Raw genomic sequence first — 25,318 nt, forward strand, 5'->3', positions numbered from 1 at the left:
ACCGAGAGGTTCGGCGCGCGCTCGAGCTCGGTCTCGCGGGCCACGTCGTAGACGCGGGCGGTAAGGACTTTCTTCAGATAATCGTCGTGGGAGGCCATGCGAGGGAGGCGCCGAGCGCGGGATTTGACGGGAAAACGTAAATGATAGCGCCAATGATCGTGCCGACAGTGTGCCCACAGCCTGCCAATTCCCGACCCTTCGGACGGCGAATTCATGGGCGCATGGCCCCGTTACACCGGGATCACGCCCGTATCACCCCCTTATCACCGGCCGGTCGCGCTCCTCATGGATACTCGCGCCCGCAGGTGTGGCGAAGTTCCCGACCACCCTCAGCGCGGGCGCGGATCATGCGTTAAAATCGCTTTTTGAAACAAGGATCGGAAGATGCACTGGCAGACTCGGATAGCCCATTTGATGCCCGCACGGCGCGAGACCCGCCCCGCGGCGCAGCGGCAAGTCCGGCACGCACGATCGTGCCGCTAAGTCCGAGCGCCGGGGAACCATCGGCGTGAGTGCAGCCGCCATGCTTCCCCACCCCTAAAGTCCGCTATCAGCCCACAGCGCGCGTATCGCGAGCCGCCGGCGGACACGATTTCAGAATAGCGCTCCACGCGCCCCGTCAGCGTCCGCCATGCAAGGCATCGAGCCCCATGCGCGGGGCTGTCACCAAGAGTCGTCCAACCATGAACGCACCTCAAGTTTTCGATCCTCACGGCGCTGCCGCCGCCGTGGCCACCGATGTCGAACCGCGCCTGCGCGAGATTCCCTATAACTACACGTCCTTTTCGGATCGCGAAATCGTCATCCGTTTGCTGGGCGAAGATGCATGGAACGCGCTCGCCGAACTGCGCGCCGAGCGCCGCACGGGCCGTTCGGCACGGATGCTCTACGAAGTGCTCGGCGACATCTGGGTCGTGCGCCGCAATCCGTATTTGCAGGACGACCTGCTCGACAACCCGAAGCGCCGCGCGCTGCTGATCGAGGCGCTGAACCACCGCCTTGCCGAAATCGAGAAGCGCCGCCGCGCCGATCTTCAGGAGCATGGCGACAAGGAAGGCGTGGACCGCGCCGCGCGCGTGGAGACGCTGGTTGCCGCCACGCGCCGCGCCATCGACGACTTCGCCGCCGAATTCGAGAAGATGGCCGACCTGCGCCGCCGCGCCAACAAGGTGCTCGGCCGCCGCACGCAGAAGGACAACATCCGCTTCGACGGCATGGCGCGCGTCGCGCACGTCACGGACGCAACCGACTGGCGCGTCGAATATCCGTTCGTGGTCCTCACGCCCGACACCGAAGCCGAAATCGCGGGCCTCATCAAGGCCTGCTTCGAGCTCGGCCTCACGGTGATTCCGCGTGGCGGCGGCACGGGCTACACGGGCGGCGCGGTGCCACTCACGCCGTTCTCGGCCGTCATCAACACCGAAAAGCTTGAGCAGCTCGGCCCCGTCGAGATGACGGATCTGCCCGGCGTGGACCGCAAGGTCGCGACCATTTTCTCGGGCGCGGGCGTCGTCACGCGCCGCGTGACCGAGGCGGCCGACGCGGCGGGCTTCGTGTTCGCGGTCGATCCGACCTCGCTCGACGCGTCCTGCATCGGCGGTAACGTCGCGATGAACGCGGGCGGCAAGAAGGCCGTGCTCTGGGGCACGGCGCTCGACAACCTCGCCTGGTGGCGCATGGTCGATCCGCAGGGCAACTGGCTCGAAGTCACGCGTCTGGACCACAACCTCGGCAAGATCCACGACATCGCCGTCGCGCGCTTCGAGCTCAAGTGGTTCGACGGCGAGTATGCGCCCGGCGAAAAGCTGCTGCGCACCGAATGGCTCGACATCGAAGGCAAGCGCTTCCGCAAGGAAGGCCTCGGCAAGGACGTCACCGATAAATTCCTCGCCGGCCTGCCGGGCGTGCAGAAAGAAGGCTGCGACGGGCTCATCACGTCGGCGCGCTGGGTGCTGCACAAGATGCCCGCGCATACGCGCACGGTCTGCCTCGAATTCTTCGGCCAGGCGCGCGAGGCGATTCCGAGCATCGTCGAGATCAAGGATTATCTGTTCGAGACCTCGAAGAAAGGCGGCGCGATTCTCGCGGGTCTCGAGCATCTGGACGAACGCTATCTGCGCGCCGTGGGCTACGCGACCAAGAGCAAGCGCAACGCGTTTCCGAAGATGGTGCTGATCGGCGATATCGTCGGCGACGATGCCGACGCCGTGGCGTCGGCGACTTCGGAAGTCATCCGCATGGCCAACGGCAAGAGCGGTGAAGGCTTCGTGGCGGTGAGCGCCGAGGCGCGCAAGCGCTTCTGGCTCGACCGCAGCCGCACGGCCGCGATCGCGAAGCACACCAACGCGTTCAAGATCAACGAAGACGTCGTGATCCCGCTCAATCGCATGGGCGAGTACACGGACGGCATCGAGCGCATCAACATCGAGCTGTCGATCAAGAACAAGCTGCAATTGATCGATGCGCTCGAAGCGTTCTTCAAGGAAGGCAAGCTGCCGCTCGGCAAGACCGACGACGCGAACGAAATCCCGTCGGCGGAGCTGCTCGAAGACCGCGTGCAGCAGGCGCTCGACCTGCTCAAGCGCGTGCGCGAGCGCTGGACCTTCGTGGGCGAGAAGCTCGATCTGCCGCTGCGCGAGGCACAGCACTATCTCGTGCAACTGGGCTACGAGGCGCTCGCGGAGAAGTTCGCCGATCGCGTCGACGTGCAGCCCGAAGCCAACGTCTTCCACGTCACGCAGGACCGCACGGTGCGCATCTCGTGGAAGCAGGAGATTCGCGCGGAGCTGCGCCAGATCTTCAACGGCGGCGCATTCAAGCCGATTCTCGACGAAGCCCAGGCGATCCACAAGAAGGTGCTGCGCGGCCGCGTGTTCGTGGCGCTGCACATGCACGCCGGCGACGGCAACGTGCACACGAACATCCCGGTCAACTCGGACAACTACGAGATGCTGCAGGACGCGCACCACGCGGTCGCGCGCATCATGAAGCTCGCGCGCTCGCTCGACGGCGTGATCTCGGGCGAGCACGGCATCGGCATCACGAAGCTCGAATTCCTCACGGAAGACGAAATCGCCGAGTTCCGCGCCTACAAGCAGCGCGTCGATCCGGAAGGGCGCTTCAACAAGGGCAAGCTACTCGAAGGCGCCGACCTGCGCAACGCCTATACGCCGTCGTTCGGCCTGATGGGCTACGAATCGCTGATCATGCAGCAGTCCGACATTGGCGCGATTGCCGAGTCGGTCAAGGACTGCCTGCGCTGCGGCAAGTGCAAGCCCGTGTGCGCCACGCACGTGCCGCGCGCGAACCTGCTCTACAGCCCGCGCAACAAGATTCTCGCGACCTCGCTGCTCGTGGAGGCGTTCCTCTATGAAGAGCAGACGCGCCGCGGCGTGTCGATCAAGCACTGGGACGAGTTCAACGACGTGGCCGACCACTGCACGGTCTGCCACAAGTGCGTGACGCCGTGCCCGGTCAAGATCGACTTCGGCGACGTCACGATGAACATGCGCAACCTGCTGCGCAAGATGGGCAAGAAGAAGTTCAACGCGGGCAACGCGGCGGGCATGTTCTTCCTCAACGCGACGAACCCGCAGACCATCAACCTCGCGCGCAACGCGATGATGGGCGTGGGCTACAAGGCGCAGCGCCTCGGCAACGATGTGCTAAAGAAGTTCGTGAAGAAGCAGACCGCGCATCCGCCCGCGTCGACGGGCAAGCCGGCCGTGGTCGAGCAGGTGATCCACTTCGTGAACAAGAAGATGCCGGGCAATTTGCCGAAGAAGACGGCGCGCGCGCTGCTCGACATCGAAGACAACAAGATCGTGCCGATCATTCGCAATCCGAAGGCCACGAGCGTGGATTCGGAAGCGGTGTTCTACTTCCCGGGCTGCGGCTCGGAACGCCTGTTCTCGCAAGTGGGCCTCGCCACCCAGGCGATGCTCTGGGAGGCGGGCGTGCAGACCGTGCTGCCGCCGGGCTACTTGTGCTGCGGCTATCCGCAGCGCGGCTCGGGCCAGTTCGACAAGGCCGAGAAGATCGTCACCGACAACCGCGTGCTGTTCCACCGCGTCGCCAACACGCTCAACTACCTCGATATCAAGACGGTGGTCGTGTCGTGCGGCACCTGCTACGACCAGCTTGCCGGTTATGAATTCGACAAGATCTTCCCCGGTTGCCGCATCATCGACATTCACGAGTTCCTGCTCGAGAAGGGCATCAAGCTCGATGGCGTGACGGGCACGCGCTACATGTACCACGACCCGTGCCACACGCCGATCAAGACGATGGACCCGGTCAAGCTCGTCAACGAGCTGATGGGTTCCGAACACGATGGCTACAAGATCGAGAAGAACGATCGTTGCTGCGGCGAATCGGGCACGCTCGCCGTGACGCGTCCCGACATTTCGACGCAGGTGCGTTTCCGCAAGGAAGAGGAAATCCGCAAGGGCGCGGCGAAGCTGCGCAACATTCCGATTGTCGCGACGGGCATAAGCGGTGCGAACGGGGTGCAGCCGGCCACGCAGCAGGAAGCGGGCGGGCAGGGCAGCACCCAGGACGTGAAGATTCTGACGAGCTGCCCGTCGTGCCTCCAGGGGCTGTCGCGGTACAACGAGGACGCCAACATCGAAGCCGACTACATCGTGGTGGAAATCGCCCGACATGTGCTTGGCGAAAACTGGATGGCGGACTACGTTCAGAAGGCGAACAATGGCGGAATCGAGCGCGTGCTGGTCTAATGGCAGCGCAAAATTTTCCGTAACACGGGTTCGAGGACGACGATGGGATGCGTATTCTGCAATGAGGAAGGCGGTGACGTGCTGTGGGAGGACGAGCGCATGCGCGTCGTGCTCGCGACCGCCGAAACCGAGTATCCGGGCTTTTGCCGGGTCATCTGGAATGCGCATGTCGCCGAATTCTCGGATCTGGGAGCGGCGGACCGGGAACACCTGATGCGGGCCGTCTACGCGGTCGAGCGCGCGCTGCGCCGCGTGATGCAGCCATCGAAGGTGAATCTCGCAAGCCTTGGCAACCAGGTGCCGCACGTGCACTGGCACGTGATTCCGCGCTTCACGAACGACGCGCATTTTCCGATGTCGGTATGGTCGCCGCGCCAGCGCACGGTCTCGGAGGCGATGCTCGGGCAGCGCCGCGCGCAGGCCACGCTGCTGCGCGACGCGGTGCGTCAGGAAATCGAGCAGGCGCTGGCCTGAGCCAGCCGTCATGCGTGAACGTCATGCGCGCTCGCGCGGGCGCCGCTGAGGAAGGGACAGAAACAATCATGAGTGGACTGAAATCCGATACGCCGGTGCCGACCGGCGTTGTGGTGCACGCGGTATCGCGCGTGCTCGAACTCCAGTACGGCAACGGCGAGAGCTACCGCGTTCCGTTCGAGTTGATGCGCGTCTATACGCCTTCGGCGGAAGCGCGCGGCCACGGGCCCGGCCAGGAGACGCTGCAAACCGGCAAGCGCGAAGTGACGATCACGGCGCTCGAAGGCGTCGGCAACTATGCGCTGCAACCGACTTTTTCCGACGGCCATAGTAGCGGCATCTACTCCTGGGATCAGCTCTACGAGCTGGCGACGCGCCAGGACGAGCTCTGGGCGGAGTACTTCGCCAAACTGAAGGCCGCGGGCGTCGAACGCGATGCGCCGATGGCCCCGCAATCCCATGGCGGTGCCGCACACGGCCACTGCCACTGACGCTTCCTGTTACGATCCTGCCCGCCGCGGCGCCTACGCGCCGCACTTGATCACATAAGACCGGACACGATCCGGTCAGACCCGCGAAAGGACGAGCGCGATGAGCAAAACCCACTTCGGCTACGAATCAGTCGACGAACAGGACAAGGCGAAGAAGGTGGCCGGCGTGTTCCATTCGGTCGCCTCGAACTACGACCTGATGAACGACTTGATGTCGGGCGGGCTGCATCGCGCCTGGAAGGCGTTCACGATCGGAGAGGCGAACGTGCGGCCGGGCGCCCGCGTGCTCGACATCGCGGGCGGCACGGGCGACCTCTCGATGGCGTTCGCGAAGAAGGCCGGCCCGACCGGCGAGGTCTGGCACACCGACATCAACGAGTCGATGCTGCGCGTGGGCCGCGACCGGCTCATCGACCGCGGCGTGATCACGCCCGCGCTGCTCTGCGACGCTGAGAAAATTCCCTTTCCGGACAACTACTTCGACGTGGTGACGGTGGCTTTCGGCCTGCGCAACATGACGCACAAGGACGCCGCGCTCGCCGAGATGCGCCGCGTGCTCAAGCCGGGCGGCCGTTTGCTCGTGCTCGAATTCTCCAAGGTCTGGGAGCCGCTCAAGAAGGCTTACGACGTCTATTCGTTCAAGGTGCTGCCGTGGCTGGGCGCACGCTTTGCACAGGATGCCGACAGCTATCGCTATCTCGCCGAGTCGATCCGCATGCATCCCGACCAGGAAACATTGAAGACGATGATGGAACAAGTCGGCCTCGACGCCGTCAAATATTACAATTTGTCAGCTGGCGTGGTAGCCTTACACGTCGGCACAAAGTATTAGTGTTCCCAACTCTCTGTCTTTAAAGGAAATTCCGTCATGTCTGAGTCCCGCAATGTTGCTTCCAAAAAGCTTTCAGTGTCGTGGGCCAGGCAGATTGGAGCTCTGGCCCTCGTGGGTGTGATGGTGGCCGGCAGCCTGGCGTCGTTCGATGCCGAGGCGCGCCGCATGGGTGGCGGCCGCAGCTTCGGCAAGCAGTCGTCGGTGGCCTCGCAGCGCAGCACCACGCCGCCGCCGGCCCAGCCCAGCCCCACGAATCCCGCGCAGCAAGCCGGCGCCCAGCGCGCGCCCGGCACGCCGGCGCCCACGCCCGCGGCTCCGGCGCGCAACCGCTGGCTCGGACCTATCGCGGGCCTCGCGGCCGGCCTCGGCATTGCGGCGCTGCTCTCGCACTTCGGCCTTGGCGGCGCGTTTGCCAGCATGATGGCGAACATGATCGTGATCGCGCTGCTCGCGTTCATCGCGATCTGGGTGATCCGCAAGTTCACGAGCCGCCGTCGCGGGCCGCAGCCCGCCTATCAGACGGGCGGCGCGGGCCTGCCGCCCTCGGGCGGCCTGAACCAGATGGGCGGCTACCAGCCGCAGGAGCCGCGCTACACGGCGCCGCCCACGGGCCAGTACCTCGCGCCCGAAGCCAATCCCTTGAGCACGCCGCAAATCGATACGGCGCTGACCGTTCCGGCAGGGTTCGACACCGAAGCGTTCCTGCGCAACGCGAAGGTTTATTTCGTGCGCCTGCAGGCTGCGTGGGACGTGGGTAACGTCGAGGACATCCGCGAATTCACGACGCCCGAGATGTTCGCCGAGATCCGCGTGGACCTCGCGGGTCGCGGCACGCAGCCCAATCAGACCGACGTCGTCCAGCTCAATGCCGATCTGCTCGCGGTGGAAGAACGCGGCAGCGAATATCTCGCGAGCGTGCGCTTCTCCGGCCTGATTCGCGAAGAAGCGGGCGCGGCCGCCGCGCCGTTCATCGAGATCTGGAATCTCTCGAAGTCGCGCACCTCGGGCGAGGGCTGGCTGCTCGCCGGCATCCAGCAGGTCGAATCGCATTGATTCGGCGCTGATGCGGCGTTGATCCCGCGCGGCTGGGTCGAACGCACGTCTACGTTGGCCATCCGGCCAGGCCGCGGCGCGGCGCGATCGGGCGGCGCGAACGCTACAATAGGAACCCGCGCGAGCTTGACGCCCGCGCGGGTTTCTTTATTCCACGCCGATGACTCTCGCCGCCAAGCCCTTCGCCGCCGCCGTCAATCACCTGCTCGCCCGCGAATCGTGGGCCCGCGACCGCCTCGCTCCCTATGCCGGCAAGACCGCGCGTCTGTCGTGTCCGCCTGTCGTGCTCACGCTGCTCGTGGAGCCTGACGGCTATCTTGCCGCAGTCGACGAGCACGACGCGCAACACGCGGACGTTGCGCTCTCGCTGCCGGCCGGCGCGCTCTCTTCGTATGTCCAGGGCGGCCAGTCCGCCGTCATGAAGCACGTGAAGATCGAGGGCGACGCGGAATTCGCGCAGATCATCGGCAAGCTGGCCGAGCACCTGCGCTGGGAGCCCGAAGAGGACCTCGCGAAGCTGATCGGCGACGCGCCGGCTTCGCGCGTCGCGACGCTCGCGCGCACCGTGCATGAGCAGGCGTTGCGCACGGGGCGCAACGTGCTCGGCTCCGTGACCGAATACCTGCTCGACGAAAATCCGCAGCTCGTGCGGCGCGCCGAGCTCGACGGCTTCAACGTGGAGCTGTCACGCGCGCGCGACGCACTGGCGCGCGTGGAGAAGCGCATCGAGCGCCTTGAACAAAAATCACAAGCGCGTGGCGGCCCGCATGGCGCCCAGGCGAGCCCCGCGGCGTCGCCGCCGGGCGCCGCACCGCGCGGCCCGAGCCAGACAACAGGCCTCTAAGACATGCGTTTTCTGCGTTTCCTGAAGATCTTCTTTACGGTCATCCGCTTCGGCCTCGACGAAATGATGTTGAGCCGGATCAATGACCGGCGCGTCAGGCTATTGCTGCGTATCACCACCATCGGCCGCAAATTCGATCAGCCGCCCGGCGTGCGCCTGCGCCTCGCGCTCGAAAGCCTTGGGCCGATCTTCGTGAAGTTCGGCCAGGTGCTCTCCACGCGCCGCGATCTGCTGCCGCTCGATATCGCCAACGAGCTCGCGAAGCTGCAGGACCAGGTGCCGCCGTTCGAATCCCAGGTGGCGATCGACATCATCGAAAAATCGCTGGGTGCGCCCGTCGACACGCTGTTCGACGAATTCGAGCGCGTGCCCGTGGCGAGCGCCTCGATCGCGCAGGTGCACTTCGCGAAGGTGAAGTCCGGCCAGCACGCGGGCAAGGCGGTGGCCGTGAAGGTGCTGCGCCCGAACATGCGGCCCGTGATCGATTCGGACTTGCTGCTGCTGCGCGACCTCGCTGTCTGGGCCGAGCGGCTTTGGGCCGACGGCAAGCGCCTCAAGCCGCGCGAGGTGGTGGCCGAATTCGACAAATACCTGCACGACGAGCTCGACCTCATGCGCGAGGCCGCCAACGGCAGCCAGTTGCGCCGCAACTTCGTGGGCCTCGATCTGCTGCTCGTGCCGGAGATGTACTGGGAGTACAGCACGCCCAACGTGCTTGTCATGGAGCGCATGGTGGGCGTGCCGATCAGCCAGGTGGACAAGCTGCGCGCGGCGGGCGTCGACATTCCGAAGCTCGCGCGCGAGGGCGTCGAGATCTTCTTCACGCAGGTGTTCCGCGACGGTTTCTTTCACGCCGACATGCACCCCGGCAACATCCAGGTGAGCCTCGATCCGGCGCACTTCGGGCGCTATATCGCGCTCGACTTCGGCATCGTCGGGGCGCTCTCGGACTTCGACAAGAACTATCTCGCGCAGAACTTCCTCGCGTTCTTCAAGCGCGACTATCACCGCGTCGCGACGCTGCACATTGAATCGGGCTGGGTGCCCCCGACGACGCGCGTCGAGGAACTGGAGAGCGCCATCCGCGCCGTCTGCGAACCGTATTTCGACCGCGCGCTCAAGGATATTTCGCTGGGCCAGGTGCTGCTGCGCCTCTTCCAGACTTCGCGCCGCTTCAACGTCGAGATCCAGCCGCAGCTCGTGCTGCTGCAGAAGACCATGCTCAACGTCGAGGGCCTCGGGCGCTCGCTTGATCCGGAGCTGGATCTCTGGAAGACCGCCAAGCCCTATCTGGAACGCTGGATGACCGAGCAAATCGGCCTGCGCGGCTGGTACGAGCGCCTCAAGATCGAGGTGCCGCAGTGGAGCAAGACGCTGCCGCAGTTGCCGCGGCTCGTGCATCAGGCGCTGCTGCACCGCCAGGACGCCGGGCATCTCGGCAACGACGACACCATTCGCCAGATTCTTGCCGAGCAGCGCCGTACCAACCGCCTGCTGCAAGGTCTCGTGGTGTTCGGCGTGGCAGTGGGATTGGGCATGGTCGCGGCGCGCGTATGGCTGGCGATGGCCTATGGCGGCTGACGCAGGCCAGGCGCAGGCAGATAGACAGGCAGGTGGATCGACAGGAGCGAGGCGATGAGCGAACCGACCCTTCCCCAGCAGCCGGGCGAGGCGCCCGAGTTCGAAACGCGCGACCCCGGCGCGCGCGAGTTCTGGAACGAGCGCTTCGAGCGCGGCTTCACACCGTGGGATCAGGCCGGCGTGCAGCCGGCCTTCGAGACCTTCGCGGCCGCGCATCCCGGCGCCGCCGTGCTGATTCCGGGCTGCGGCAATGCCTGGGAAGCGCGCTGGCTGGCCGAACGTGGCCGCACGGTGCGCGCGATCGATTTCGCACCATCGGCGGTGGACAATGCGCGCGCGGTGCTCGGCGAGTTCGCGGGTGTGGTCGAGGAAGCGGACTTCTACACGTACGAGCCGCCGTTCGCGACCCAGTGGATCTTCGAGCGCGCATTCCTGTGCGCGCTGCCCAAGGCGCAGCGGCCGGACTACGCGCGGCGCATGGCCGGGCTGCTCGAGCCGGCGGCGCTGCTGGCGGGCTTCTTTTTCCTCGGCGACACGCCCAAGGGGCCACCCTTCGGCATCGAGCGCGCCGAGCTCGACACGCTCCTCGCGCCGTACTTCACGCTGCTCGACGACCAGCCCGTGGAGGGCTCGTTGCCCGTGTTCGTCGGCCGCGAGCGCTGGCTCACGTGGCAACGCAACGACACCGCGGTCGCGCCGCACAGCGCCGGATAACGCCGCGCAACCCGCTCTCGCACGCCGAAAACGTCGAAACACGGCTACGCCCTTGATCGGGCGCAAACCGCCCCCAACTAGAGCCAGGTCGCATTCCGCCACGCAGGCCCGGCAAATACCGGGCCAGGGGCGCGTTTCCGGCTATAATTCAAGGCTTTGCAAGCTTTTATCAGAATTTCACTCGTTTCATCAGGATAGAGATCATGCCGATCTACGCTTATCGCTGCGAGTCGTGCGGCTTCGACAAGGACGTGCTCCAAAAGATCAGCGATGCGCCCCTGACGCAGTGCCCAAGCTGCGGCGCGGACACATTTCGCAAGCAGGTCACCGCGGCCGGCTTTCAGCTGAAGGGCTCGGGCTGGTACGTCACCGATTTCCGCGGCGGCAACGGCGGCAAGTCCGGCGGCACGAATGCTGCTGCAACGGGCGCGAAGTCCGAGGAGAGCGCGTCGTCGTCCGAAGGCAGCAAGCCGGCGGGCGAGGGCGCGAGCGCCGCTTCGTCGTCGGCCACGCCCGCACCCGCGAGCCCGGCGTCCGGCACGGCCGGCTCCACCTGAAACCCTGCCGCCCGGCTCCCGGAGCCCGGCGGCGCTTGCGCCGCGCGTCGCGCGCGGCCCGGATGGCGTGTACATGACGATCAAGAAAGCGACCTTCAAATCGGTATTCCTGACCGGCCTTCTCGTGCTGGTGCCGTTGGCCATCACGCTGTGGGTGCTGAATCTCGTCATCGGCACGATGGATCAGACGCTGCTGCTGCTGCCCGAGTCATGGCGGCCTTCGGTGCGCCTGCCCGGCCTCGGCGCGGTGCTCACGCTCGCGTTCATCTTCGTGGTGGGGCTGCTCACGCACAACTTTATCGGCCAGAAGCTGGTGGTGTGGTGGAACGCGCTGGTGCGCCGCATCCCGATCGTGGGTCCGCTGTACAGCAGCATCCAGCAGGTTTCCGATACACTGCTTTCCAGCAACGGCAATGCTTTTCGCAAGGCACTCCTGATTGAGTACCCGCGCAAGGGCTCCTGGACCATCGCGTTCCTCACCGGCATTCCGGGCGGCGACGTGGTGAACCATCTGCGCGAGGAGCACGTGAGCGTCTATGTGCCCACCACGCCCAATCCCACCTCGGGTTTTTTCCTGATGGTGCCGAAGAGCGAGGTGATCGAGCTCGACATGACGGTCGATGCCGCGCTCAAGTATATTGTTTCGATGGGCGTCGTCGCGCCGGCCGCGAATGCCCGCCGCCCCATCGATCCCCCGCTTTAATACCGGACGCCGCGCCGCATGCGGCGCTCCCGTTCATTCATGCATAACGAAAGACGAACATCATGTCGATGAGATCTGAATACTGCGGTCTGGTGACCGAACAGCTGCTGGGCCAAACTGTTTCGCTGTGCGGATGGGTGCAGCGCCGCCGCGACCACGGCGGCGTCATCTTCATCGACCTGCGCGATCGCGAGGGTCTCGTTCAGGTGGTCTGCGACCCCGACCGCGCCGAGATGTTCAAGACTGCTGAGGGCGTGCGCAACGAGTTCTGCGTGCGGGTGTTGGGTGTCGTGCGCAACCGTCCCGAAGGCACGGTCAACACGAACCTCACGAGCGGCAAGATCGAAGTGCTGTGCCACGAGCTCGTGGTGCTCAACGCATCGGTCACGCCGCCGTTCCAGCTCGACGACGACAACCTCTCGGAAACCACGCGCCTCACGCATCGCGTGCTCGACCTGCGCCGTCCGCAGATGCAGCACAACCTGCGTCTGCGCTACCGCGTGACGATGGCCGTGCGCAAGTATCTCGACTCGCTCGGCTTCATCGACATCGAAACGCCGATGCTCACGAAGAGCACGCCGGAAGGCGCGCGCGATTACCTCGTGCCGTCGCGCACGAACGCGGGCCAGTTCTTCGCGCTGCCGCAGTCGCCGCAGCTCTTCAAGCAGCTCTTGATGGTGGCGAACTTCGATCGCTACTACCAGATCGTCAAGTGCTTCCGCGACGAAGATCTGCGCGCCGACCGTCAGCCCGAATTTACGCAGATCGATTGCGAAACATCGTTCCTCGGCGAGCAGGACATCCGCGACCTGTTCGAGGACATGGCGCGTCACGTGTTCAAGGAAACGATCGGTGTCGAGCTCGACGCGAAGTTCCCGGTCATGAAGTACTCGGAAGCCATGAGCCGCTTTGGTTCGGACAAGCCGGACCTGCGCGTGAAGCTCGAATTCACCGAGCTGACCGACGCGATGAAGGACGTCGACTTCAAGGTGTTCAGCGCACCGGCCAACACGAAGGACGGCCGCGTCGCGGCGCTGCGCGTCCCGAAGGGCGCCGAGCTCTCGCGCGGCGACATCGACGGCTACACGGAATTCGTGCGCATCTACGGCGCGAAGGGTCTCGCGTGGATCAAGGTCAACGAAGCCGCGAAGGGCCGTGACGGTCTGCAAAGCCCGATCGTCAAGAACCTGCACGACGCCGCCATCGCCGCGATTCTCGAGCGCACCGGCGCACAAGACGGCGACATCATCTTCTTCGCAGCGGACCGCGCGAAGGTCGTGAACGACAGCCTCGGCGCACTGCGTCTGAAAATCGGCCATTCGGAATTCGGCAAGGCCAACGGCCTCGTCGAGAAGGGCTGGAAGCCGCTGTGGGTCATCGACTTCCCGATGTTCGAGTACGACGAGGAAGAAAACCGCTACGTGGCGGCGCACCACCCGTTCACGAGCCCGAAGGACGAGCACCTGGAATACCTCGAAACGGACCCGGGCCGCTGCCTCGCGAAGGCCTACGACATGGTGCTGAACGGCTGGGAAATCGGCGGCGGCTCGGTGCGTATCTATCAGGAAGACGTGCAGAGCAAGGTGTTCCGCGCGCTCAAGATCGGTGCGGAAGAAGCGCGTGCGAAGTTCGGCTTCCTGCTCGACGCGCTCCAGTACGGCGCGCCTCCGCATGGCGGCATCGCGTTCGGTCTGGACCGCATCGTCACGATGATGGCCGGCGCCGACTCGATCCGCGACGTGATCGCGTTCCCGAAGACGCAGCGCGCCCAGTGTCTGCTCACGCAGGCGCCGAGCGAAGTGGACGAGCGCCAGCTTCGCGAACTGCATATCCGTCTGCGTCAGCCCGAGCAGAAGACGGCGCAGTAAGCGCGCCGCAGCGGGCGCATGAGCCGCCGCAGCGCGGCTCCTGCGTCTCGCAACGCAACACCCCACAGGAAAGGCGCATCGTGCGCCTTTCCTGCTTTTTGCGTTAAATTCCTTACTCAAGCGCCGCGCGTTTTCCTGCGCGCTGTGTCGCGCATTCCCACGACGCACGAAGATGCACCTCGCTCCATCGCCATGCAGAAGCCGCCGAAGATTCCACAATCCGTACTCGTCGTCATTCATACGCCGCGGCTCGAAGTCCTGATCATCGAGCGCGCCGACCGGCCGGGCTTCTGGCAGTCGGTGACGGGTTCGAAGGACCGGCTCGACGAGCCGTTCGCCGAGACGGCCGTGCGCGAGGTGGCCGAGGAAACCGGCATCGTGGTCGGCGCGCCGGGCGTGCCCGAGCAGGCGCTGCGCGACTGGCGCCACGAGATCGAGTATGAAATCTACCCGGTCTGGCGCCACCGCTATGCAGCGGGCGTCACGCGCAACGTCGAGCACTGGTTCAGCCTCGAAGTGCCCGAGGGTACGGTCGTCACGCTCGCGCCGCGCGAGCATGTCGCGTATCGATGGCTGCCTTATGAAGAGGCCGCTGAGCAGTGCTTCTCGTCGTCGAATCGCGAGGCGATCCTGCAACTGCCCGCGCGGCTCGAGCAGCTTGGGGGAGTGCGCACGTGAGCGACGCCAGCACCGAACCCGACACCGAGCGCGGCAACGGCACGGGCGATCGTCCAGGAAGCGGGCCCGGTAAAGGCACGGGAGATGGCGCTGGCGGAGGCGCGGGAAAGCGCGCTGACGACGGCGCCTCCGTGACCGACTCGCAGCGCGTCGTGCGCCTGCGCGAGGCGTTGCTGGGCCGGCGCTATCGCTCGCGCTACCGCTTCACGGGCGGCAACGAGGTATGTCTGTTCGGCTCGGGCGCGGACTTCTTCGGGGCCATGATCGAGCGCATCGACGCCGCCACGCGCGATGTCGCCATCGAAACCTATATCTTCTGCGACGACGATACGGGCCGCGCGCTCTCGGCCGCGCTCGTGCGCGCGGCGCGGCGCGGCGTGCGCGTGCGCGTCATCACCGACGGCATCGGCACGCCCCATCTCGCGCTCTTCGAGACCTGGCCCGCGGCCGGCATCGAGCATCGCGTCTACAACCCGCATATCTTCGGGCGCTTCGGCTTTTCGCGCACGCATCGCAAGCTCGCCGTGATCGACGACCAGTACGCGTCGTGCGGCGGCATCAACGTGGTCGACGACCTCAAGCAGGACGGCAAGACGCTGCCCTGGCCGCGCTGGGACTTCGCCGTCGAGCTGCACGGGCCCGTGGTGGTGGACGTGCGCGTGGCGTTCGAGCAGCAGTGGCGGCGCATCCGGCTCGGCCACCGGCCGCCGTTGCCGGCGGGCACGCTCTCGCCGGGAGTGCCCGCGAGCGCGGGCTACATGGCGCCGCATCCGACCGGGCATACGATCGCGCGCTCCACGCAGATCGTCGACGACGCGCTGCGCGCGCTCGCGCCCGCCGCGAGTTCGGGGCCCGCGGGGCGCCTCTTTGCGCGCTTGCGCGAGCGTCTGCGCGCGAGCGTGCGCGACCCGCGCGTGGCGCGTGTGCCCTGCGTGGCCTTCGTCGCGCGCGACAACGTCGTGAACCGGCGCGCAATCGAAAAAGCCTATCTCGACGCCATCGGCGAGGCGCGCAAGGAAGTGCTGCTCGCCAATCCGTACTTCATGCCCGGCCGGCGGCTGCGCCGCGCGCTGCTCGAAGCCGCGGAGCGCGGCGTGACCGTCAAGCTTTTGATCGGACGAAAAGAATTCGCGGTGCTCGACTACGGCGTGCCGTTCCTCTACAACCAATTGCTGAGCGCGGGCGTGCAGATCGCCGAGTACGAGAAGACCATGCTGCACGGCAAGGTCGCCGTGGTCGATTCGAACTGGGCGACCGTCGGCTCCTCGAACCTCGACGCGCTCTCCCTCGTGCTCAATAACGAAGCGAACGTGCTGCTCGTGATGCATCCGCAGATCCAGCAACTGCGCGATGCCATCCTCGGCGCGTTCGAGGAGTCCCCGCAGATCGACCGTGCGCGCTACGAGGCGCGGCCCTGGTACGTGCGCACGGTGAACTGGCTCGCGTGGTCGTTCTATCGCGCGACCATGAAGCTGCTCACCGTGGGCGGCTACGACTAGCCGGCGATCCGCGCGCGGGCGGGCCTCCGATCGGCGCGCCTGCCATATGAGCCATCAGGCTTGCAATCGAGAAATGTTCGCTTGTGCATGGCGCGCGATGCCCGAAAATTAGAGTACCGGCTAGAAATCGGTTTCTAATAAAGTTCTTGTTTTCCCGAACGGCTGTCTTCAATAATAGTACGGCCGTTCGATTTCATTCCGGCCCAGATGCGATCGGTGGTTGCGAGCTTTAGATGAGCGCTTCGGACACCGCATCGGGGCCTTATATCGTTACGGTAAAAAAGCTATGCGAAAAGGCGAACAGACACGAGCCGCCATTCTGGATGCAGCCCTCGACCTCGCGAGCCGCGATGGACTGGAAGGTCTGACGATTGGCCTGCTTGCCGAGCGCATGCAGATGAGCAAGAGCGGCGTCTTTGCGCACTTCGGGTCGCGCGAGGACCTGCAGGTCGAGGTGGTGCGCGAGTACCACCGTAGATTCGAGGAAGAAGTCTTCTTTCCGAGTCTGCGCGAGCCACGCGGTTTGCCACGTCTGCGTGCGATGCTCTCCCGATGGATCGAGAAGCGCATTCACGAGGTCACGACCGGCTGCATCTACATCAGCGGCGCGGTCGAGTACGACGACCGCGCGGACAGCCAGGTGCGCGAGCAACTGGCGGCGAGCGTGACGATGTGGCGTGCGGCGCTTCTGAGGGCCATTTCGCAGGCAATTGAAGAAGGGCATTTGCGCAAGGACACGGACCCCGCGCTAATGCTGTTCGAACTGTATAGCGTGACACTCGGTCTGCATCATGATGGCCGCTTCCTGCACCTGCCGGATGCGGTCGAGCATACGTGGGCCGCGTTCGAAAAGCTGATTGTTTCGTACCAGAGCGTAAGCCAGTAGCGGCCGCTCGCGCGAGTTCGCGCAGCAGCGGCACGAGGGGTACGCGAAGGGCCCGAAACTCCAGGTTCTATATCAAGGGAGAGAAGACATGGGACAGTACACCGCGCCGCTGCGCGACATGCAATTCGTCTTGCACGAGCTGCTGAACGTGGAAGGCGAAGTCAAGCAGATGCCGAAGCACGCCGAGCTCGACGCCGACACCATCAACCAGGTGCTCGAAGAAGCCGGCAAGTTCTGCTCGGAAGTGCTGTTTCCGCTGAACCAGGTGGGCGACCGCGAAGGCTGCACCTATGCCGGTGACGGCGTCGTGACCACGCCGACGGGCTTCAAGGAAGCGTACAAGCAGTATGTCGAGGCCGGCTGGCCGGCGCTCGGCTGCGATCCCCAATACGGCGGCCAGGGGCTGCCCGCGTTTGTGAACAACGCGCTCTACGAAATGCTCAACTCGGCGAACCAGGCGTGGACCATGTATCCGGGTCTCTCGCACGGCGCCTACGAGTGCCTGCACGCGCACGGCACGCCCGAGTTGCAGAACACCTACCTGCCCAAGCTCGTCGAAGGCGTCTGGACCGGCACGATGTGCCTGACCGAACCGCATTGCGGCACCGACCTCGGCATCCTGCGCACCAAGGCCGAGCCGAACGCCGACGGCTCATATGCGATCTCGGGCACGAAGATTTTCATCTCGAGCGGCGAACACGATATGGCCGAGAACATCGTCCACCTCGTGCTCGCGCGTCTGCCGGATGCGCCGCCGGGAACCAAGGGCATCTCGCTGTTCGTCGTGCCGAAGTTCATCCCCACGGCCTCGGGTGAAGTGGGCGAGCGTAATGGCATCAAGTGCGGCTCGATCGAGCACAAGATGGGCATTCACGGCAACGCGACCTGCGTGATGAATCTCGACGGCGCGAAGGGCTGGCTCGTCGGCGAGCCGAACAAGGGCTTGAACGCGATGTTCGTGATGATGAATGCCGCGCGCCTCGGCGTCGGCATGCAGGGTCTCGGCCTCACCGAAGTCGCGTACCAGAATTCGCTCGTCTATGCGAAGGAGCGTCTGCAGATGCGCTCGCTCACGGGCCCGAAGGCGCCTGAGAAGGCCGCCGATCCGATCATCGTGCATCCGGACGTGCGCCGCATGCTGCTCGCGCAGAAGGCATGGGCCGAAGGCGCGCGCGCGTTCACGTACTGGTCCGCGCTCCAGATCGACAAGGAGCTTTCGCACGGCGACGAAGGCGAGCGCAAGGAAGCCGCGGATCTGGTCGCGCTGCTCACGCCGATCATCAAGGCCTTCCTCACCGATAACGCGTTCGAGAGCACCAACCTCGGCATGCAGGTGTACGGCGGCCATGGCTTCATCTCCGAGTGGGGCATGGAGCAGTACGTGCGCGACGCGCGCATCAACCAGATCTACGAAGGCACCAACACGATCCAGTCGCTCGACCTGCTCGGCCGCAAGGTGCTCGGCGACATGGGCGCGAAGCTCAAGAAGTTCGGCAAGCTCGTGACCGATTTCGTCGAGGCCGAAGGCATCAAGCCGGAGATGCAGGAGTTCGTGAACCCGCTCGCCGATATCGGCGAGAAGATGCAGAAGCTCACGATGGAAATCGGCATGAAGGCGATGCAGAACCCCGACGAAGTGGGCGCGGCCGCGGTGCCGTATCTGCGCACGGCGGGCCACCTCGTGTTCGCGTACTTCTGGGCGCGCATGGCGCGCATCGCGCTCGACAAGGAAGCGTCGGGCGATCCGTTCTACAAGTCGAAGCTCGCGACGGCGCGCTTCTACTTCTCGAAGCTGCTGCCCGAAACGGCCACCTCGATCCGCCAGGCGCGCGCGGGTTCGAAGACGCTGATGGAAGTGGACGAAGCGCTGTTCTAAGGCGCTGCGTCGGACGACAGGCGCGGCGCGCTCGTGAACGATGCGAGCATGCCGCGCCTGAATCACCGAATGCCCGGTCGCGGCGCCCACGGCAAGAACAAGCACCACGCCGCGTCGCGCACCTCCCGATTTATTCAACATTGCGGTTCCGCTGGAGGAACAACGTGAGCAATCTCAATATTCGCAAGGTGGCCGTGCTCGGCGCCGGCGTGATGGGCGCGCAGATCGCCGCGCACCTGATCAACGCGCGCGTGCCCGTGCTGCTGTTCGATCTGCCCGCGAAAGAAGGCCCGAAGAACGCCATCGCGATCAAGGCGATCGAGAACCTCAGGAAGCGCTCGCCTGCGCCGTTCGGTGTGAAGGACGACGCGCAGTACATCACGCCCGCGAACTACGAAGACGACATCGCGAAGCTCGCGGAATGCGACGTGGTGATCGAGGCGATCGCTGAGCGCATGGACTGGAAGCACGACCTCTACAAGAAGGTCGCGCCGCACCTCGGCCCGAACGCGATCTTCGCTTCGAATACGTCGGGTCTCTCGATCACCGAACTGTCGCAAGGTTTTGACGATGCGCTGAAAGCCCGCTTCTGCGGCGTGCACTTCTTCAATCCGCCGCGCTACATGCACCTCGTCGAGCTGATCCCGACGACGCACACGCAGCCCGAAATCCTCGACCAGCTCGAAACGTTCCTCACGAGCGTGGTGGGCAAGGGCGTGGTGCGCGCGAAGGATACGCCGAACTTCATCGCGAACCGCGTCGGCATTTTCTCGATCCTCGCGGTGATCGCGGAGGCGAAGAAGTTCGGCCTGCGCTTCGACGAAGTCGATGACCTCACGGGCAGCCGTCTGGGTCGCGCGAAGTCGGCAACGTTCCGGACTGCTGACGTTGTCGGTCTCGACACCATGGCGCATGTCATCAAGACGATGCAGGACAACCTCAAGGACGATCCGTTCTTCCCGGTCTACGAGACGCCAGCCGTGCTCGCGGGTCTCGTGGCGAAGGGCGCGCTCGGCCAGAAGACGGGCGGCGGCTTCTATCGCAAGGAAGGCAAGGCGATCAAGGTGCTCGACGCGGAGAAGGGCGAGTACGTCGACGCCGGCGGCAAGGCCGACGAAATCGTCGGCCGCATTCTCAAGCGTGCGCCCGCCGAACGCCTGAAGCTGTTGCGCGAGACGCAGCACCCGCAGGCGCAGTTCCTCTGGTCGATCTTCCGCGACGTGTTCCATTACATCGGCGTGCATCTGGAGTCGATCGCCGACAACGCGCGCGACGTCGATCTCGCGATCCGCTGGGGCTTCGGCTGGAACGAAGGACCGTTCGAAGGCTGGCAGGCCGCGGGCTGGAAGCAGGTGGCCGAGTGGGTCAAGGAAGACATCGACGCGGGCAAGACGCTCTCGAACGCGCCGCTGCCCGCCTGGGTGTTCGAAGGCGCGGTCGCCGCGAACGGCGGCGTGCATGGCGCGGAAGGTTCGTGGTCGCCCGCTGCGCAACGCTTCGTGCCGCGCTCGAATCTGCCGGTCTACGAGCGTCAGGTGTTCCGCGCGGCGCTGTTCGGCGAATCGAATGCGCGCGATCCGAAGTCGTTCGGCAAGACGCTGTTCGAGAACGAGCATCTGCGCGCATGGACCGACGACCGCGCGGGCGAGGACGATGTCGTCGTCGTCTCGTACAAGAGCAAGATGAACACGATGGGCCCGGGCGTGCTCGACAGCCTCGTGAAGGCGATCGAGATCGCCGAGGACGGCTACAAGGGCGTCGTGATCTGGCAGCCGACGTCGCTGAAGCTCGGCGCGCCGGGCGGCCCGTTCTCGGCGGGCGCGAACCTCGAAGAGGCCATGCCCGCGTTCATGATGGGCGGCGCCAAGGGCATCGAGCCGTTTGTGAAGAAGTTCCAGGACACCATGCTGCGCGTGAAGTACGCGAACGTGCCGGTGGTGGCGGCGGTCTCGGGCATCGCGCTCGGCGGCGGCTGCGAAATCATGCTGCACAGCGCGAAGCGCGTCGCGCACATCGAGAGCTATGTCGGTCTCGTGGAAGTGGGCGTGGGGCTCGTGCCGGCGGGCGGTGGCCTGAAGGAAGCCGCGCTGCGTGCGGCCGACGCCGCGCAAGCCGTGGGCGCGATGCCCAGCGATCTGCTGCGATTCCTGCAGAAGTCGTTCGAGAACGCGGCGATGGCCAAGGTCTCGGGCTCGGCGCTCGAAGCGCGAGCGATGGGCTATCTGAAGCCTTCGGACACGATCGTCTTCAACGTGTTCGAGCTGCTCGACACGGCGAAGAAGGAAGCGCGCGCGCTGAGCGCCGCCGGTTGGCGTCCGCCGCTGCGCGCGACGCAGATCCCGGTCGCGGGCCGCTCGGCGATCTCGACCATCAAGGCCTCGCTCGTGAACATGCGCGACGGCCGCTTCATCAGCGACCACGACTTCCTGATCGCGAGCCGCATCGCCGAGGCGGTCTGCGGCGGCGACGTCGAGGCGGGCAGCCTCGTCGACGAAGAATGGCTGCTCAAGCTCGAGCGCCGCGCCTTCGTCGACTTGCTCGGCACGCAAAAGACGCAGGAACGCATCATGGGCATGCTGCAGACCGGCAAGCCGGTGCGCAACTAAGCGGTACGACGTACGCACACCAATACTGGAGTTACAGATGAGCAAACAGTTGCAGGACGCCTACATCGTTGCCGCGAGCCGCACGCCCATCGGCAAGGCGCCGCGCGGCGTGTTCAGGAACACCCGCCCCGACGAGCTGCTGGTCCACGCGATCAAGTCGGCCGTGGCGCAGGTGCCGGGGCTCGATACGAGCGTGATCGAAGACGCCATCGTCGGCTGCGCGATTCCCGAGGCCGAGCAGGGACTGAACGTGGCGCGCATCGGCGCGCTGCTCGCGGGGCTGCCGCAGAGCGTGGGCGGCGTGACCGTCAACCGCTTCTGCGCGTCGGGTCTCACGGCGCTCGCGATGGCCGCGGACCGCATCCGCGTCGGCGAATCGGACGCGATGATCGCGGGCGGCTGCGAGTCGATGAGCATGGTGCCGATGATGGGCAACAAGCCTTCGCTTTCGCCGCACATCTTCGACCGCAATGAAGACATTGGCATTGCTTACGGTATGGGCCTGACGGCCGAGAAGGTCGCGGAGCGCTGGAAGGTGAGCCGCGAGGCGCAGGACGCGTTCTCGGTCGAATCGCATCGCCGCGCGCTGGCCGCGCAACAGGCGGGCGAGTTCAAGGACGAGATCGCGCCGTACACCGTGATCGAGCGTTTTCCCGATCTCGCTTCGGGCGAAGTGAAGGTGAAGGAGCGCCTGATCGAGCTCGACGAAGGTCCGCGTCTCGATACCACGCTCGAAGGGCTCGCGAAGCTGCGCCCGGTGTTCGCGAACAAGGGCTCGGTCACGGCCGGCAACAGCTCGCAGACCTCGGACGGCGCGGGCGCGTTGATCGTCGTTTCCGAGAAGGTGCTCAAGCAGTTCAACCTCACGCCGCTCGCGCGCTTCGTGAGCTTCGCGGTGCGCGGCGTGCCGCCGGAGATCATGGGCATCGGCCCCAAGGAAGCGATTCCGGCCGCGTTGAAGGCCGCGGGCCTGAAGCAGGACGACCTCGACTGGATCGAGCTCAACGAGGCGTTTGCCGCGCAGTCGCTGGCGGTGATCCAGGACCTTGGCCTCGATCCTTCGAAGATCAACCCGCTCGGCGGCGCGATCGCGCTGGGCCACCCGCTCGGCGCGACGGGCGCGATCCGCGCCTCGACGGTCGTGCATGGCCTGCGTCGCCGCAACCTGAAGTACGGCATGGTGACGATGTGTGTCGGCACCGGCATGGGTGCGGCGGGCATCATCGAGCGGCTGTAAGCGTTCCTCGGCGTTAGCGCATCGACGCGCATTGAAGTTATCGGCACGGTTCGCAGGCCTCGCGGTCTGCGGGCCGTTTTCCGTATCGGGCTGGCAACGATGTCTGGCCCGGCATCGGACTGGAGACCTCTACATGAGCAATGAAATCCTGATCGCACGCGAGAACGGCGTGCTGACGATCACTATCAACCGGCCCGAGCGCAAGAACGCGCTCACGCCCGCGATGTACCAGGCGATGACCGATGCGCTGACGTCGGCGCACGAGGACGCCGCCGTGCGCGCCGTGCTGCTGCGCGGTCATGCCGAGATCTTCACGGCGGGCAACGATATCGAGGACTTCCTGAAGAATCCGCCCGCCGGCGGCGATTCGCCCGTGATTCGCTTCCTGCATGCGATCTCGACTTTCGAGAAGCCGCTCGTGGCGGCGGTGGCGGGGGCGGCCATCGGCGTGGGCACGACGCTGCTGCTGCATTGCGATCTGGTCTATGCCGCCGAGAGCGCGCGCTTTGCCATGCCGTTCGCGCAGCGCGGGCTGTGCCCGGAGGCGGCTTCGTCGCTGCTGCTGCCGCGCGTGGCGGGCTATCAGGGCGCGGCGGAAAAGCTGCTGCTCGGCGAGACCTTCGATGCGGCCGAGGCGCACCGCATAGGCTTCGTGAATCGCGTGCTGCCCGCCGCCGGGCTCGATGCGTTCGTGAGCGGCCAATTGGCGAAGCTCGTTGCGCTGCCGGCCTCGTCGCTGCGCGTGACCAAGGCGCTCATGAAGCGCGCGTCCGGGCACGAGATCAAGACGCAGATCAGCGAGGAGTCGGTGCACTTCGGCAAGATGCTGCTCGCGCCCGAAGCGCGCGAGGCGTTCACGGCCTTCCTGCAAAAGCGCAAGCCGGATTTCAGGCAGTTCGATTGAGGCGGGGCGGCGCGGTGGGCGCCGCCTGGGCTCGCTTATCACTGGCGCCGCTGATTTATCGCTGGCCTAGCCGGCGTCCGGCGCGGTGTCCGGCGCCGTGTCGTAATCGACATAGCCGGACTCGCGGCAGAAGCTCACGAGCCGCAGCCCGGCGCGCTTCGCGATGGCGATGGCGAGTGTCGAGGGCGCCGAGATGGTCGCCACCATCGGGATGCCCACGCGCGCGGCCTTGCGCACGAGCTCGTAGCTCGCGCGGCTCGAGAGGAACACGAAGCCCTGCTGCGTATCGGCGCGCTCGATCACCAACTGCCCGATGAGCTTGTCGAGCGCGTTGTGACGGCCCACGTCTTCGAACGCGCGCAGGATCGCGCCGCTCGCGTCGCACCAGGCGGCGGCGTGCAGACCGCCCGTGAGCTTCGTGAGGGCCTGATGCTGCGGCAGCTCGCGTGCGGCGCGCGCGATGGCGTCCGGCGCGAGGCGCGCCAGGAAGCCCGTGTCGGGCACCGTTTCCGGCTCGAGATCGAGCAAGTCGATGCTCTCGATGCCGCACACGCCGCAGCCGCTGCGTCCGGCCAGCGCGCGGCGCTTCTCCTTCAACTCGACGAACGCCTGCTGCACGACCGTGAGATGAACTTCTGCGTGCGGCAAATCGGCCGAATCCGGCTTCTCGTACCAGAAGACTTCGATGTCCTGGATATCGGCGTTGCGCCCGACGATGCCTTCCGAAATGGCAAAGCCCACCGCGAACGCTTCGAGGTCGCGCGGCGTGCACATCATGACCGCGTGCGAGATGCCGTTGAAGACGAGCGCGACGGGCCATTCCTGGCCGACGTGATCGGTGAGCGTCTGCACCGTGTCGGCGCGGTGGCGATGCACGCGCAGTTCGACGGCGCCGGGCTGGCCTTCGCTTGCCAGCGGATTCGGCGCGGTAGGCGCGTTTGCTGCGGCGTCTGCGGCGTCTGCTGCGTCTGCTGCGTCTGCGGAGGCAGGCAAATGAGGGTTCGGAAGGGAATTCAAGCGGGGTGCTCCATCAAATCCATGTGCGTCCTGAGGCTGCGTTGTGCTGCTTTGTGCTGCGTTGTACGGCCTTGTGCGATGCGCAATGCCGGGTTGTCCGGGCGTTGCGCCGGGCCGCGCGGGGGTGCTCTTGACGCGGAAGGTTCTAAAATACCTCAAGCGGGCCCCTTTCGCTGTCGTCCAGCTTGTCACCTAATCGTCACCAGGACCGGCCCGCTTCGCGAGGATAACGCCATGGCATTGAACGACGCTCCGCTGCTGTTCCATTACGAGGTCGAATCGTCGGAAGACCTCACCTTCATCCCCATGTGCGTGCGCTTCAATCTGGACCGCTTCGGGCTGCGCATCTCGCTCGCGCAGTGGCAACTGCTGCCCTACGAAGATCGCCGCCTGCTCGCGCGCTTTCCCGTCGACGAGGACACCGAGATCGAGCCCAATTTCGATCACGCGCTCTTCGAGATGATGCGCACGCATGCCAATGTCGAGCCCGAATGGTTCGCACCCGAGGAGGCGCCCGCGTGGCGGGACCCGAACGCCGTGCCGGGCGGCATCGCGAATCAGGCCGCGCTTGCGAACCTGCGCGCGCCGGGCATCGACGACTGGGCGCGGCTCGCGCCGTTCCAGCGCTATGTGCTGACCAAGCTCGCGCGCAAGTCCGAGGCGAATCACGACTTCGTGCCCGCGATGCAGGAGTTCGGGCTCGCGGCGCCGCGCCAGGCGGCGCCTTGAGTTGTCCTGAATCGCCCCGAATCGCCCCAA

20 protein-coding genes are annotated in these 25,318 nt (G+C 65.6%); 19 read left to right on the forward strand and 1 reads right to left on the reverse strand.

Annotation, left to right across the window (positions count from 1 at the left end):
• Nucleotides 1-683 precede the first annotated feature (683 nt).
• The 18 genes from U5775_RS19940 to U5775_RS20025 all read left to right on the forward strand — a co-directional run bounded on the left by U5775_RS19940 (nucleotide 684) and on the right by U5775_RS20025 (nucleotide 23,542).
• Complete coding sequence (locus U5775_RS19940; RefSeq protein ID WP_322059817.1) at nucleotides 684-4,739, forward strand: FAD/FMN-binding oxidoreductase; 4,056 nt, start codon at nucleotides 684-686, stop codon at nucleotides 4,737-4,739.
• Between the two features lie 42 nt (nucleotides 4,740-4,781).
• On the forward strand, nucleotides 4,782-5,213 hold the full coding sequence (locus tag U5775_RS19945; RefSeq protein ID WP_322059818.1) for an HIT family protein: 432 nt from the start codon (nucleotides 4,782-4,784) through the stop codon (nucleotides 5,211-5,213).
• Nucleotides 5,214-5,281: 68 nt separating this feature from the next.
• A complete protein-coding gene (locus tag U5775_RS19950) occupies nucleotides 5,282-5,704 on the forward strand; it encodes a DUF971 domain-containing protein (RefSeq protein ID WP_322059819.1) in 423 nt (140 codons plus the stop codon).
• A gap of 100 nt (nucleotides 5,705-5,804) precedes the next feature.
• A complete protein-coding gene (ubiE, locus tag U5775_RS19955) occupies nucleotides 5,805-6,536 on the forward strand; it encodes a bifunctional demethylmenaquinone methyltransferase/2-methoxy-6-polyprenyl-1,4-benzoquinol methylase UbiE (protein WP_322059820.1) in 732 nt (243 codons plus the stop codon).
• A gap of 36 nt (nucleotides 6,537-6,572) precedes the next feature.
• The gene (locus tag U5775_RS19960; protein WP_322059821.1) at nucleotides 6,573-7,589 is read left to right on the forward strand and encodes a Tim44 domain-containing protein; all 1,017 of its coding nucleotides are present in this window, start codon (nucleotides 6,573-6,575) and stop codon (nucleotides 7,587-7,589) included.
• Between the two features lie 160 nt (nucleotides 7,590-7,749).
• Complete coding sequence (locus U5775_RS19965; RefSeq protein ID WP_322059822.1) at nucleotides 7,750-8,433, forward strand: SCP2 domain-containing protein; 684 nt, start codon at nucleotides 7,750-7,752, stop codon at nucleotides 8,431-8,433.
• Between the two features lie 3 nt (nucleotides 8,434-8,436).
• Complete coding sequence (gene ubiB, locus U5775_RS19970; protein WP_322059823.1) at nucleotides 8,437-10,014, forward strand: ubiquinone biosynthesis regulatory protein kinase UbiB; 1,578 nt, start codon at nucleotides 8,437-8,439, stop codon at nucleotides 10,012-10,014.
• Nucleotides 10,015-10,068: 54 nt separating this feature from the next.
• On the forward strand, nucleotides 10,069-10,728 hold the full coding sequence (locus U5775_RS19975) for a thiopurine S-methyltransferase (protein WP_322059824.1): 660 nt from the start codon (nucleotides 10,069-10,071) through the stop codon (nucleotides 10,726-10,728).
• Between the two features lie 203 nt (nucleotides 10,729-10,931).
• Nucleotides 10,932-11,285 carry an FmdB family zinc ribbon protein gene (locus tag U5775_RS19980; RefSeq protein WP_322059825.1) on the forward strand — a complete coding sequence of 118 codons (354 nt, stop codon included), beginning with the start codon at nucleotides 10,932-10,934 and terminating at the stop codon, nucleotides 11,283-11,285.
• 73 nt (nucleotides 11,286-11,358) lie between these two features.
• Nucleotides 11,359-11,988, forward strand: a complete 630-nt coding sequence (locus U5775_RS19985) for a DUF502 domain-containing protein (protein ID WP_322059826.1) — start codon at nucleotides 11,359-11,361, stop codon at nucleotides 11,986-11,988.
• Between the two features lie 62 nt (nucleotides 11,989-12,050).
• A complete protein-coding gene (aspS, locus tag U5775_RS19990) occupies nucleotides 12,051-13,856 on the forward strand; it encodes an aspartate--tRNA ligase (protein ID WP_322059827.1) in 1,806 nt (601 codons plus the stop codon).
• 192 nt (nucleotides 13,857-14,048) lie between these two features.
• Nucleotides 14,049-14,534 carry a dihydroneopterin triphosphate diphosphatase gene (nudB, locus tag U5775_RS19995; protein WP_322059828.1) on the forward strand — a complete coding sequence of 162 codons (486 nt, stop codon included), beginning with the start codon at nucleotides 14,049-14,051 and terminating at the stop codon, nucleotides 14,532-14,534.
• A gap of 131 nt (nucleotides 14,535-14,665) precedes the next feature.
• A complete protein-coding gene (locus tag U5775_RS20000) occupies nucleotides 14,666-16,033 on the forward strand; it encodes a phospholipase D-like domain-containing protein (protein ID WP_415913615.1) in 1,368 nt (455 codons plus the stop codon).
• Between the two features lie 286 nt (nucleotides 16,034-16,319).
• Nucleotides 16,320-16,919, forward strand: a complete 600-nt coding sequence (locus tag U5775_RS20005) for a TetR/AcrR family transcriptional regulator (RefSeq protein WP_322059829.1) — start codon at nucleotides 16,320-16,322, stop codon at nucleotides 16,917-16,919.
• Between the two features lie 88 nt (nucleotides 16,920-17,007).
• Entirely contained in the window at nucleotides 17,008-18,795 is a 1,788-nt protein-coding gene (locus U5775_RS20010; RefSeq protein ID WP_322059830.1) for an acyl-CoA dehydrogenase C-terminal domain-containing protein, read from the forward strand.
• Nucleotides 18,796-18,959: 164 nt separating this feature from the next.
• A complete protein-coding gene (locus tag U5775_RS20015) occupies nucleotides 18,960-21,401 on the forward strand; it encodes a 3-hydroxyacyl-CoA dehydrogenase/enoyl-CoA hydratase family protein (RefSeq protein ID WP_322059831.1) in 2,442 nt (813 codons plus the stop codon).
• Nucleotides 21,402-21,438: 37 nt separating this feature from the next.
• The gene (locus U5775_RS20020; protein ID WP_322059832.1) at nucleotides 21,439-22,638 is read left to right on the forward strand and encodes an acetyl-CoA C-acyltransferase; all 1,200 of its coding nucleotides are present in this window, start codon (nucleotides 21,439-21,441) and stop codon (nucleotides 22,636-22,638) included.
• A gap of 133 nt (nucleotides 22,639-22,771) precedes the next feature.
• Nucleotides 22,772-23,542 (forward strand): enoyl-CoA hydratase, encoded by a 771-nt coding sequence (locus tag U5775_RS20025; protein ID WP_322059833.1) that lies wholly within the window; start codon nucleotides 22,772-22,774, stop codon nucleotides 23,540-23,542.
• A 66-nt stretch (nucleotides 23,543-23,608) separates the two neighbouring features.
• On the opposite strand, the gene fdhD is transcribed toward U5775_RS20025, so the two are convergent.
• A complete protein-coding gene (fdhD, locus tag U5775_RS20030; protein ID WP_322059932.1) occupies nucleotides 23,609-24,457 on the reverse strand; it encodes a formate dehydrogenase accessory sulfurtransferase FdhD in 849 nt (282 codons plus the stop codon).
• 336 nt (nucleotides 24,458-24,793) lie between these two features.
• On the opposite strand from fdhD, the gene U5775_RS20035 reads away from it, so the two are divergent.
• Nucleotides 24,794-25,288 carry a nitrate reductase associated protein gene (locus U5775_RS20035; protein ID WP_322059834.1) on the forward strand — a complete coding sequence of 165 codons (495 nt, stop codon included), beginning with the start codon at nucleotides 24,794-24,796 and terminating at the stop codon, nucleotides 25,286-25,288.
• Nucleotides 25,289-25,318: the final 30 nt, after the last annotated feature.

It is taken from the genome of Paraburkholderia sp. J63 (genome assembly GCF_905220245.1).
In the GTDB taxonomy this organism is placed as follows: domain Bacteria; phylum Pseudomonadota; class Gammaproteobacteria; order Burkholderiales; family Burkholderiaceae; genus Paraburkholderia.